We start from the raw sequence: 11,985 nt of genomic DNA on the forward strand, positions 1-11,985 counted from the left end.
CCCTTCGCGTCACGTGTTATTCGGTTTCCAGATCGATATCGATACCGAGCGAACGGATCTCTTTGATCAACACGTTGAAGGACTCGGGCATGCCCGGCTCCATACGGTGATCGCCATCCACGATGTTCTTGTACATCTTGGTACGGCCGTTCACGTCGTCCGACTTCACTGTGAGCATTTCTTGCAGGGTGTATGCCGCGCCGTATGCTTCCAGCGCCCACACTTCCATCTCCCCGAAACGCTGACCACCGAACTGCGCCTTACCACCCAGCGGCTGCTGGGTAACCAGGCTGTAGGAACCAGTGGAACGCGCGTGCATCTTGTCGTCCACCAAGTGGTTCAGCTTGAGCATGTACATGTAACCAACGGTCACTGGACGCTCGAACTTGTTGCCGGTACGGCCGTCGAACAGCACCATCTGGCCGCTCTCTGGCAGATCGGCCAGTTTCAGCATGGCCTTGATCTCGCTTTCCTTGGCACCATCGAAGACCGGGGTAGCCATTGGCACGCCTTTCTTCAGGTTGTGGGCCAGGGCCAGGATCTCTTCGTCGGTGAACTCGGCGAGGTTTTCCTGACGACCGCCGATCTCGTTGTAGACCTCGGTGAGGAATACACGCAGCTCAGCGGCTTTGCGTTGCTCTTCGATCATGCGGTCGATCTTCTCGCCCAGGCCCTTGGCCGCGAGGCCCAGGTGGGTTTCGAGGATCTGACCGACGTTCATACGCGAAGGTACGCCCAGCGGGTTCAGTACGACGTCGACCGGAGTACCGTTGGCATCGTGCGGCATGTCTTCAACCGGCATGATTACCGAGACAACACCCTTGTTACCGTGACGACCAGCCATCTTGTCACCCGGCTGGATGCGACGGCGGATTGCCAGGTAGACCTTGACGATCTTCAGTACGCCCGGTGCCAGGTCATCGCCCTGCTGCAGCTTGCGCTTCTTGTCTTCGAACTTGTCGTCCAGCAGACGGCGACGGTCGACGATGTACTGCTGAGCCTTTTCCAGCTGCTCGTTCAGTGCATCTTCAGCCATGCGCAGTTTGAACCACTGGCCGTGCTCCAGACCGTCCAGCACGTCGTCAGCGATCACGGTGCCTTTCTTCAGACCCGCACCACCATCGACCACCTGGCCGTTCAGAGCCGAACGCAGACGCTCGAAGGTTGCGCCTTCGACGATGCGGAACTCTTCGTTGAGGTCCTTGCGGATCTCGTCCAGCTGCATCTTCTCGATGGCCAGGGCGCGGCTGTCGCGCTCGACGCCATCACGGGTGAAGACCTGTACGTCAATGACGGTACCCTTGGTGCCGGTTGGCACGCGCAGGGAAGTGTCTTTAACGTCGCTGGCCTTCTCACCGAAGATTGCACGCAGCAGTTTTTCTTCCGGAGTCAGCTGGGTTTCGCCTTTTGGCGTGACCTTGCCAACCAGGATGTCGCCAGCGCCGACTTCAGCACCCACGTAAACGATACCGGCTTCGTCCAGTTTGTTCAGTGCAGCTTCACCCACGTTCGGGATGTCCGCAGTGATTTCCTCTGGGCCAAGCTTGGTGTCACGCGCCACACAGGTCAGTTCCTGAATGTGGATGGTGGTGAAGCGATCTTCCTGAACCACACGCTCGGACAGGCAGATGGAGTCTTCGAAGTTGAAGCCGTTCCATGCCATGAACGCGATGCGCATGTTCTGACCCAGCGCCAGTTCACCCATGTCGGTGGACGGGCCGTCGGCCATGATGTCGCTACGCTGAACCTTGTCACCCTTGCTCACCAGCGGACGCTGGTTGATGCAGGTGTTCTGGTTCGAACGGGTGTACTTGGTCAGGTTGTAGATATCTACACCTGCTTCGCCGGTTTCCACTTCGTCGTCGTTGACGCGAACAACGATACGGCTGGCGTCGACCGAGTCGATCACGCCACCACGGCGAGCAACCACGCAGACACCGGAGTCACGGGCAACGTTGCGCTCCATGCCGGTACCTACCAGCGGCTTGTCGGCACGCAGGGTCGGTACAGCCTGACGCTGCATGTTCGAACCCATCAACGCACGGTTGGCGTCGTCGTGCTCGAGGAACGGAATCAGCGACGCTGCAACAGAAACAACCTGCTTCGGCGAAACGTCCATCAGGGTGACGTCTTCCGGCGCCTTGACGGTGAATTCGTTCAGGTGACGAACAGCTACCAGCTCGTCGATCAGTTGCTTCTTGTCGTTCATCGCAGCCGAAGCCTGGGCGATGACGTGATCCGCTTCTTCGATTGCCGACAGGAACACGATGTCGTCGCTGACAACGCCTTCCTTCACCACGCGGTACGGGCTTTCCAGGAAGCCGTACTGGTTGGTGCGGGCATAAGCTGCCAGGGAGTTGATCAGACCGATGTTCGGACCTTCAGGGGTCTCGATCGGGCACACACGGCCGTAGTGGGTCGGGTGTACGTCACGGACTTCGAAGCCAGCACGCTCACGGGTCAGACCGCCCGGGCCGAGTGCAGAGACGCGGCGCTTGTGGGTGATCTCGGAGAGCGGGTTGTTCTGGTCCATGAACTGGGACAGCTGGCTGGAACCGAAGAACTCTTTCACCGCCGCCGCAACCGGCTTGGCGTTGATCAGGTCTTGTGGCATCAAGCCTTCGCTTTCCGCCATCGACAGACGTTCCTTGACCGCGCGCTCTACACGCACCAGGCCAACGCGGAACTGGTTTTCGGCCATCTCGCCGACACAACGTACGCGACGGTTACCCAAGTGGTCGATGTCGTCGACGATGCCTTTGCCGTTACGGATATCGACCAGGGTCTTGAGGACCTCGACGATGTCTTCCTTGCTCAGCACGCCCGAACCTTCGATCTCGGTACGACCGATACGACGGTTGAACTTCATGCGGCCGACTGCGGACAGGTCGTAACGCTCGGCGCTGAAGAACAGGTTGTTGAACAGGGTCTCGGCAGCATCCTTGGTCGGCGGCTCGCCTGGACGCATCATGCGGTAGATCTCGACCAGAGCTTCCAGCTGGTTGCTGGTGGTGTCGATCTTCAGGGTGTCGGAGATGAACGGACCGCAATCGATGTCGTTGGTGTACAGGGTCTCGATACGGACGACCTGCGCCTTGGCGACTTTGATCAGCAGATCAGTGGTCAGCTCGGTGTTGCACTCAGCCAGGATCTCGCCGGTAGCCGGGTGCACGATGGCCTTGGCAGTGGTGCGACCCAGGACGTATTCCATTGGAACGTCCAGCTGCTTGACGCCGGCCTTCTCGAGCTGGTTGATGTGGCGCGCGGTAATACGGCGGCCCTGCTCGACAATGACCTTGCCGGTTTCGTCATGGATGTCCATGACTGCAACTTCACCACGCAGACGCTGCGGTACCAGTTCCAGGCTGAGTTTTTCGCCGGAAATATGGAACACGTTGGTGGTGTAGAAGGTGTTCAGCACTTCTTCAGTGCTGTAACCCAGGGCGCGCAGCAGCACCGACGCCGGCAGTTTGCGGCGACGGTCGATACGCACGAACACGCAGTCTTTCGGGTCGAACTCGAAGTCCAGCCAGGAACCGCGGTAAGGGATGATGCGAGCGGAGTACAGCAGCTTGCCGGAGCTGTGAGTCTTGCCACGGTCGTGGTCGAAGAACACACCAGGCGAACGGTGCAGCTGGGAAACGATCACACGCTCGGTACCGTTGATAACGAAGGTACCGTTCTCAGTCATCAGGGGGATTTCACCCATGTAGACTTCTTGCTCTTTGATGTCCTTGATCGCTTTGTTCGACGATTCTTTGTCGAAGATGATCAGGCGCACCTTGACCCGCAGTGGGACCGCGAAGGTCACGCCACGCAGGACACATTCCTTAACATCGAAGGCAGGCTCGCCCAGGCGATAGCCTACGTACTCCAGGGCAGCATTGCCGGAGTAGCTGATGATCGGGAATACCGATTTGAAGGCCGCGTGCAGGCCGACGTCGCGGAACTGATCCTTGGATGCTCCCGCTTGCAGGAATTCGCGATACGAATCCAGCTGGATGGCCAGGAGGTAAGGCACATCCATGACGTCCGGCAACTTGCTAAAGTCCTTGCGGATACGTTTTTTCTCAGTGTATGAGTAAGCCATCAGCGTTCCCCAGCTTGGTCACCTGCTTGTTTGGCTTCTCCCGGCGGGAGCAGCCAGAAAATCGTGCAAACCCCTTGGTTTGCGCCACCCACGTGGGTGTCTTGCAGCTTGTTATCGGGGCCGGCTTGACCGACCGCCAATAACGGAAAAAGGCCGGTGGCATAAGCCACCAGCCATCAGCCTTGTGCTCAACGCTCAGGCTGGCATCGCAAAGTCGAAATTACTTCAGCTCGACTTTAGCGCCTGCTTCTTCCAGCTTCTTCTTAGCGTCTTCAGCGGCTTCTTTCGAAACGCCTTCAGCTACAACCTGAGGAGCGCCATCGACTTTCTCTTTGGCTTCTTTCAGGCCCAGACCGGTCAGCTCGCGAACGGCTTTAATCACGTTCACTTTCTTCTCGCCGGCTTCAACCAGAACAACGTTGAACTCGGTCTGCTCTTCAACAACGGCAGCAGCAGCAGCTGGGCCAGCAGCGGCAACAGCAGCGGTAACGCCGAAGGTTTCTTCCATTGCTTTGATCAGCTCAACAACTTCCAGAACGGTTTTCTGGCCGATTGCTTCGATGATTTGCTCGTTAGTCAGGGACATGACTTAAATCCTGTATTGGGGTGAAGGCCTACGCAGCCATCAAATTAAACAAATGATTTTGAAAGAGTTCGCGTGCCTTAGGCAGCGGTAGCTTCTTTCTGGTCGCGAATGGCTGCCAGAGTACGAGCCAGCTTGCTGGTGGCGCCTTGAATAACGCTCATCAGTCGTGCAATAGCTTCGTCGCGGGTCGGCAGGGTAGCCAACACGTCGATCTGGTTCGCTGCAATGAAATTGCCGTCAAACGCAGCTGCCTTGATCTCGAACTTGTCCTGACCCTTGGCGAACTCTTTGAACAGACGGGCAGCAGCGCCCGGGTGTTCGTTGGAGAAAGCAATCAGGGTCGGGCCTTTGAACGCGTCGCTGAGGATCGAAAATTCGGTGCCTTCAACAGCGCGCTTGAGCAGGGTGTTACGTACGACACGTACGTAAACGCCAGCTTCGCGGGCCTCTTTACGGAGTCCGGTCATTGCGCTTACAGTCACACCACGGGCATCAGCCACAACAGCGGACAGAGCGACTTTGGCAGCCTCGTTGACTTCAGCGACGATGGCCTTCTTGTCTTCGAGTTTAATTGCCACGGGTTTACTCCTGGTTTTTACCGTTTCATCTGGCCGAAGCCGGATGTCGTTTTGGTGTCTGATTCGGTAACGAATCGGGAGCACCATCTGCGTGGGCTGGTGTTTTAAGGCTTGCGCCACCTACGGTCTTGGATAGCCCCCGCCAGGCAGGGACCCCAATTTTTGCTGGCGGCGCGACAAGTCGCACCGCCATGTTCTTACACGTTCAGCGAGCTCTGATCGATGACCAGACCTGGGCCCATGGTGGTGCTCAGGGTAACGCGCTTGACGTAGATACCTTTCGAGGAAGCTGGCTTGATACGCTTCAGATCAGCGATCAGGGCTTCAACGTTTTCCTTCAGCTTGTCAGCTTCAAAGCCGATTTTGCCAACGGAGGTGTGGATGATACCGTTTTTGTCGGTACGGTAGCGAACCTGACCAGCCTTGGCGTTTTTCACGGCAGTGGCTACGTCTGGGCTAACGGTACCAACTTTTGGGTTAGGCATCAGGCCGCGAGGACCCAGAACCTGACCCAGCTGACCTACAACGCGCATGGCATCAGGCGATGCGATGACTACGTCATAGTTCAGGTCGCCGGCTTTCATTTCGGCAGCCAGATCGTCCATACCTACACGGTCAGCGCCGGCAGCCAGAGCGGCTTCAGCAGCTGGGCCCTGGGTGAAGACGGCAACGCGAACAGTCTTGCCAGTGCCGTGTGGCAGCACAGTAGCGCTACGAACGACCTGGTCGGATTTACGCGGGTCAACACCGAGGTTAACGGCGATGTCGTAGGACTCGACGAACTTGGCAGCAGGCAGCGAGGCCAGCAGAGTTGCCGCTTCTTCGAAGTTGTAGGACTTGCCTGCTTCGATTTTCTCGGCGATTGCCTTTTGGCGTTTGGTCAGCTTAGCCATTACACACCCTCCACGTTCAGGCCCATGCTGCGGGCAGAGCCAGCGATGGTGCGTACAGCAGCGTCCAGGTCAGCAGCGGTCAGATCAGCCTGTTTTGCCTTGGCGATGTCTTCCAGCTGAGCGCGGGTAACGGTACCGACTTTAACGGTGTTCGGACGAGCCGAACCACTGGTCAGGCCAGCAGCTTTCTTCAGCAGAACCGAGGCAGGGGTGCTCTTGGTCTCGAAGGTGAAGCTACGGTCGCTGTAGACAGTGATGATCACAGGAGTCGGCAGGCCGGCTTCTTGACCCTGAGTACGGGCGTTGAAGGCCTTGCAGAATTCCATGATGTTCACACCGTGTTGGCCCAGTGCTGGACCGACGGGTGGGCTTGGGTTGGCCTGGCCGGCCTTAACTTGCAGCTTGATGTAAGCCTGAATCTTCTTAGCCATGAGCTACTCCAAAATCGGGTACGAACGCCTGATGGCTCCCCGGATGACTTGCGTTTTATCCCAGTGACGACAAAACCCCGCAACACACAGGGCTGCGGGGTTTGGGATGCTTCGTCCGCCTAGACCTTTTCGACCTGGCTGAACTCGAGCTCCACCGGAGTAGAGCGACCGAAAATGAGCACCGCCACCTGGAGGCGACTCTTCTCGTAGTTAACTTCTTCGACACTACCATTGAAGTCGGCGAACGGACCGTCAATGACACGAACCACTTCACCTGGCTCGAACAGCGTCTTCGGCTTCGGCTTGTCGCTGCCGTCGGCAACGCGACGCAGGATAGCTTCAGCTTCTTTATCGGTGATCGGTGCAGGCTTATCTGCGGTACCGCCGATAAAGCCCATCACGCGAGGGGTGTCCTTGACCAAGTGCCAAGTCCCTTCGTTCATCTCCATCTGGACCAGTACATAGCCAGGGAAGAATTTACGCTCACTCTTGCGCTTCTGGCCGTTGCGCATTTCGACGACTTCTTCGGTCGGAACCAAGATCTCGCCGAAACCGTCTTCCATGCCAGCCAGCTTGACGCGCTCGATCAGGGAGCGCATTACATGCTTCTCGTAACCCGAGTAAGCATGCACAACATACCAACGCTTAGCCACGGGACACCTTTAGCCAACGATCAGGGAGACCGCCCAGCCGAGCAGGGAATCAAGACCCCACAACAGCAGTGCCATAACCAGCACGACAGCCACGACAATCAGCGTGGTCTGGGTGGTTTCCTGGCGGGTCGGCCACACGACTTTACGGATTTCGGTACGAGCTTCCTTCGCCAGCGCAAAGAACGACTTGCCCTTCGCAGTCTGCAGAGCTACAAAGCCCGCGACAGCAGCCAGGACGAGAAGTGCGAGGACGCGATACAGGATCGGAGACGCGGAGTAATATTGATTACCCACAACAGCTACAACCACCAAAGCAACTACAGCCAGCCACTTGAATAGATCAAAACGCGATTCTTGGGCTTCAGTTTTGGGAGTCATCGAGGAGGATCCTGTAAGAAGAAAGCCATCACACCGAAGTGAAATGGCAGGTCAGGAGGGAATCGAACCCCCAACCTACGGTTTTGGAGACCGTCGCTCTGCCAATTGAGCTACTGACCTGTAACGCTGTATCAGGCCGGCCATTATACCGGCCTGATCAAGTAAATCAACTACTTATTCAATAATTTTTGCTACGACGCCGGCGCCGACGGTACGACCGCCTTCACGGATAGCGAAGCGCAGACCGTCTTCCATTGCGATGGTCTTGATCAGGGTAACAGTCATCTGAATGTTGTCACCTGGCATTACCATTTCAACGCCTTCCGGCAGTTCGCAGTTACCGGTCACGTCAGTGGTACGGAAGTAGAACTGAGGACGGTAGCCTTTGAAGAACGGAGTGTGACGGCCGCCTTCTTCCTTCGACAGGACGTAGACTTCTGCGGTGAACTTGGTGTGCGGCTTGACCGAACCTGGCTTGACCAGAACCTGGCCACGCTCAACGTCGTCACGCTTGGTACCACGCAGCAGAACGCCGCAGTTCTCGCCAGCACGGCCTTCGTCCAGCAGCTTGCGGAACATCTCAACACCGGTGCAGGTGGTGGTTTGAGTGTCACGCAGACCAACGATTTCCAGCGGCTCTTGAACGCGGACGATACCACGCTCGATACGGCCGGTAACAACGGTACCACGACCCGAGATCGAGAATACGTCTTCGATTGGCATCAGGAACGGCTTGTCGATAGCGCGCTCTGGCTCTGGGATGTAGCTGTCCAGAGTTTCAACCAGACGCTTGACAGCGGTGATGCCCATTTCGTTGTCGTCTTTGCCTTCCAGCGCCATACGAGCCGAACCGATGATGATCGGAGTGTCGTCGCCTGGGAAGTCGTAGGTGGACAGCAGGTCGCGAACTTCCATCTCGACCAGTTCCAGCAGCTCAGCGTCGTCTACCAGGTCAGCCTTGTTCAGGAAGACCACGATGTACGGAACGCCAACCTGACGGGACAGCAGGATGTGCTCACGGGTTTGTGGCATCGGACCATCGGCGGCCGAGCAAACCAGGATCGCGCCGTCCATCTGGGCAGCACCGGTGATCATGTTCTTCACGTAGTCAGCGTGACCTGGGCAGTCAACGTGAGCGTAGTGACGAATGTTCGAGTTGTACTCGACGTGAGCGGTGTTGATGGTGATACCGCGCGCTTTTTCTTCCGGAGCCGAGTCGATCTTGTCGAACTCAACGACTGCCGAACCGAAAACTTCGGAGCAGACGCGAGTCAGAGCTGCGGTCAGAGTGGTCTTACCGTGGTCAACGTGGCCGATAGTGCCGACGTTAACGTGGGGAAGGGAACGATCAAACTTTTCCTTAGCCATCGATACAATCCTCCGCAGAAGAAATAGTCTTGCGCTGATAAAACAAAGGCAGATATTTTCATATCTGCCTTGTTTAAATGGAGCTCTTGAGCGGACTTGAACCGCTGACCTCACCCTTACCAAGGGTGTGCTCTACCAACTGAGCTACAAGAGCGAAACACTTTGTGCAAAATCCAGCAAACTTGGAGCGGGTAGCGGGAATCGAACCCGCATCATCAGCTTGGAAGGCTGAGGTTCTACCACTAAACTATACCCGCGGAGCTTGCGGCTCTCGCTAAAACTGGTGGAGGGAGAAGGATTCGAACCTTCGAAGCTCTCGCAACGGATTTACAGTCCGTCCCCTTTGACCGCTCGGGAATCCCTCCAGATGTGGCCGGCATTCTATGTGTCTGCCGTCCTAGTGTCAAGCGTTTTTTCAAATTTTTTCAATCAAATCTGAAACTTAGCTGCTTTGACACCGCTTCCAGTTCTACCACCTGAGTGGTGTTCCCTGTGAAGCGGGCGCCATTCTATCAAGCTATTCACCAGTTGCAATACCCTGGCAGAAAATAATTTTATGTTTTAAGTCTTTGAAATCATTGGAAAGAGCCGAAAGGACCGTTTGGTCCAGTAAACGCTCGCTTTCCGGGGCAACCTTGAGCCAGCGACCATCGGCCCCAGGCAGCTGACCCGCCACCGGCAAGGTGGCAATATCCAGGCTCAGCAAGCGCTGACGCAGCGCATCCAGCTGCTCCTGCCCTGCCACACCCCCCACTACCAGGCATTCGTCGCGGCGCCTGGGTGGTGCCGACACACCCGTTTCACGCAACAGGCGGATTTCTTGCTGATTTCCCTTGTACAGTGACAGGGGGGCGACTTCCTTGACCTTCAGCGGTGCTTCCTGCTGATGCCACACGTAATAGAAGACGTTGAGCACCAGTAACAACAGAAACAACCAACGCATAGGCACCTCAATCCAATGGGCAGGCCATGGCCAGGCCAACGAAAACCAGGTCAGGGACGACACGCGCCTGCGGCACGGCCTCCCGCACCAGCGGCGCATCGCCCCCGGTGAGGAACACCGCGAATTCTTCACCCCACAGCGCACGCGCCTGCTCAAGCTGGGTACGCGCAAAGCCCTGGAGCATCAACACGCAACCACGCTCGACAGCTTCGACGGTAGAGCGCCCCGGCGACAGGCTGGTCAATGCGCGCTCGGCGGAAGCATCGTCATAGCGAATGCGCCGGGTATGGGTACGCAACTGACTGCGCATCAGTGGCATGCCCGGGCAGATGTAGCCACCCAGATGCTCGCCGTCTGCGGCCACAAAGTCCGCTTTGGCTGCCGTACCGAGGTCGATCACCAGGCACGCGCCCTTGGCCAGGTGAAATGCACCGAGCGCAGCCAGCCAACGGTCCATGCCCAAACGCTGATAGTCGTCATAGCCGTTGCGTACGCCGGCCATGCTCTGGGCCGGATGCGCAACATGCGCCTGCACGGCAAATGCCTGGGCAATCAACGCACAAAGCGCGGCGGTTTCTTCCTCGCTGCGCACACTGACAATGCGGCATCCCGTCAGGCGCACTGAAGCCAGCGCAGCCACTTCAGCCAGCAGCGCTTGATCGGAATCGACGATCCCGCCACCTTCAATCACTGCATCAGCGGTATGGATCACGCGCCACTTTATGAAGCTGTTACCGCAATCGAGCTCAAGAATCATCACGCAACCTCAAACTGAGCTCACCACCACTGAAGCTCTTTTCAACTCCGTCCACCTCAAGGCGTAAGCCGCCCTGCCCGTCGACGCCAAGAACCACGCCATCGATGCGCGTATTACCGGCAACCAGCGAAACATTGCGCCCCTGCCAAAGGTGGGCCTGCTCCCATTCTTCCTGGAATGCGGCAAACCCGTAGCGACGATGGCGTGCCAATTCGTGCTCCATTTGCTGATTGAGCGAAGCCACCAAGTGGTTACGGTCTATAGCCGCGCCCACCTCACGCCGCATCGAAGTCCACTCCTGGTCGACCTGGTCATTGACCTGCATGTTCACATTGATACCGATACCCAGTACCACATGACAGACATCGGCGGGGTCACCCACCAGCTCGAGGAGAATGCCGGTGATCTTCTGCCCGCGAACCAGCACGTCATTGGGCCATTTGAGCCCTACATCCTTGACCCCGAACGACTGCAGAGTGCGCATTACCGCAATCCCTACCACCAGGCTCAAGCCTTCAAGCTGGCGCATGCCGCCATCCACACGCAAGACAAGGCTGTAATAGAGGTTTTCGGCAAACGGGCTGACCCATTGCCGGCCCCGTCGGCCGCGGCCGGCGCTTTGTCGCTCGGCCAGGACCACAAATGGGGCTACCTGCCCTTGATTGGCAAGCCTCAAGCCTTCGGCGTTGGTCGAGTCGATGATTTCGTGGATGACAACCGGCCACTGCTCGCCTTCGGCAAACCCGGCGATTGCCTGCGCCTCGAGCAAAGCCAGTGGTGCCGCCAGCTGATAGCCGCGCCCACGAACCTTGTGAATGGTGAGGTTCAGCTCGCTCTCCAGGTGCTGCAGCTGCTTCCAAACGGCGCTGCGACTCACCCCGAGGGCTGCCCCCAGAGCTTCTCCGGAATGGAACCGGCCATCCTTGAGGAGATTCAACAACTTCAGCATGCCAGTCTCGACTTGGAATAAGGCACGCATGATAGCCATGGGCTGTTGGCTTGCATAGGAAAAGGGCCTGCAGGAGCGGCCTTGCGTCGCACCGCCTGCTTCGCGTGCATGCCCGTTCCCCGAGGGATTCGAGCAGGCAGGGAAATTTTTAGCCGCAAAGACAAAACCCCTACCTGCATGCGCAGATAGGGGTTTTGCGAAATGAATCTTGACGATGACCTACTCTCACATGGGGAAACCCCACACTACCATCGGCGATGCATCGTTTCACTACTGAGTTCGGGATGGGATCAGGTGGTTCCAATGCTCTATGGTCGTCAAGAAATTCTGTAGCCAGAATGTCCAGATGGACAGCCCAG

At 57.4% G+C, this 11,985-nt stretch carries 11 protein-coding genes, 4 tRNA genes and 1 rRNA gene; all 16 read right to left on the reverse strand.

Annotated elements, in window-relative coordinates; translation table 11 throughout:
• Positions 1–16: 16 nt before the first annotated feature.
• The gene (rpoB, locus tag ABOC32_RS00805) at positions 17–4,090 is read right to left on the reverse strand and encodes a DNA-directed RNA polymerase subunit beta (RefSeq protein ID WP_258654899.1); all 4,074 of its coding nucleotides are present in this window, start codon (positions 4,088–4,090) and stop codon (positions 17–19) included.
• A gap of 220 nt (positions 4,091–4,310) precedes the next feature.
• A complete protein-coding gene (gene rplL, locus ABOC32_RS00810) occupies positions 4,311–4,676 on the reverse strand; it encodes a 50S ribosomal protein L7/L12 (RefSeq protein WP_007957596.1) in 366 nt (121 codons plus the stop codon).
• Between the two features lie 77 nt (positions 4,677–4,753).
• Complete coding sequence (gene rplJ, locus ABOC32_RS00815) at positions 4,754–5,254, reverse strand: 50S ribosomal protein L10 (protein ID WP_234229349.1); 501 nt, start codon at positions 5,252–5,254, stop codon at positions 4,754–4,756.
• Positions 5,255–5,451: 197 nt separating this feature from the next.
• The gene (gene rplA, locus ABOC32_RS00820) at positions 5,452–6,147 is read right to left on the reverse strand and encodes a 50S ribosomal protein L1 (protein WP_234229350.1); all 696 of its coding nucleotides are present in this window, start codon (positions 6,145–6,147) and stop codon (positions 5,452–5,454) included.
• Positions 6,147–6,578, reverse strand: coding sequence for a 50S ribosomal protein L11 (gene rplK / locus ABOC32_RS00825; protein WP_003255500.1), 432 nt, complete (start codon positions 6,576–6,578; stop codon positions 6,147–6,149). Before rplK ends, rplA begins: the two co-directional genes overlap by 1 nt.
• A 119-nt stretch (positions 6,579–6,697) precedes the next feature.
• Positions 6,698–7,231: a transcription termination/antitermination protein NusG gene (gene nusG / locus ABOC32_RS00830; RefSeq protein WP_003255501.1), complete on the reverse strand. Its 534-nt coding sequence runs from the start codon at positions 7,229–7,231 to the stop codon at positions 6,698–6,700.
• Between the two features lie 9 nt (positions 7,232–7,240).
• On the reverse strand, positions 7,241–7,609 hold the full coding sequence (gene secE / locus ABOC32_RS00835; protein WP_016484648.1) for a preprotein translocase subunit SecE: 369 nt from the start codon (positions 7,607–7,609) through the stop codon (positions 7,241–7,243).
• Between the two features lie 44 nt (positions 7,610–7,653).
• Positions 7,654–7,729: transfer RNA gene (locus tag ABOC32_RS00840), tRNA-Trp, on the reverse strand.
• A 54-nt stretch (positions 7,730–7,783) separates the two neighbouring features.
• Positions 7,784–8,977 carry an elongation factor Tu gene (gene tuf / locus ABOC32_RS00845; protein ID WP_426809837.1) on the reverse strand — a complete coding sequence of 398 codons (1,194 nt, stop codon included), beginning with the start codon at positions 8,975–8,977 and terminating at the stop codon, positions 7,784–7,786.
• A gap of 78 nt (positions 8,978–9,055) precedes the next feature.
• Positions 9,056–9,131: transfer RNA gene (locus ABOC32_RS00850), tRNA-Thr, on the reverse strand.
• A gap of 29 nt (positions 9,132–9,160) precedes the next feature.
• Positions 9,161–9,234 (reverse strand) — tRNA-Gly (locus ABOC32_RS00855).
• A gap of 24 nt (positions 9,235–9,258) precedes the next feature.
• Positions 9,259–9,342, reverse strand: a tRNA-Tyr gene (locus ABOC32_RS00860).
• A gap of 152 nt (positions 9,343–9,494) precedes the next feature.
• A complete protein-coding gene (locus tag ABOC32_RS00865; protein WP_234229351.1) occupies positions 9,495–9,920 on the reverse strand; it encodes a hypothetical protein in 426 nt (141 codons plus the stop codon).
• Between the two features lie 7 nt (positions 9,921–9,927).
• Positions 9,928–10,677 carry a pantothenate kinase gene (locus tag ABOC32_RS00870; protein WP_426809838.1) on the reverse strand — a complete coding sequence of 250 codons (750 nt, stop codon included), beginning with the start codon at positions 10,675–10,677 and terminating at the stop codon, positions 9,928–9,930.
• Complete coding sequence (gene birA, locus ABOC32_RS00875; protein ID WP_426811552.1) at positions 10,667–11,626, reverse strand: bifunctional biotin--[acetyl-CoA-carboxylase] ligase/biotin operon repressor BirA; 960 nt, start codon at positions 11,624–11,626, stop codon at positions 10,667–10,669. The genes ABOC32_RS00870 and birA overlap by 11 nt, the downstream gene beginning before the upstream one ends.
• Before the next feature lie 206 nt (positions 11,627–11,832).
• Positions 11,833–11,948, reverse strand: a 5S ribosomal RNA gene (rrf, locus tag ABOC32_RS00880).
• Positions 11,949–11,985 lie beyond the last annotated feature (37 nt).

This window comes from Pseudomonas sp. WOUb67 (assembly GCF_050058005.1).
GTDB lineage: Bacteria > Pseudomonadota > Gammaproteobacteria > Pseudomonadales > Pseudomonadaceae > Aquipseudomonas > Aquipseudomonas putida_R.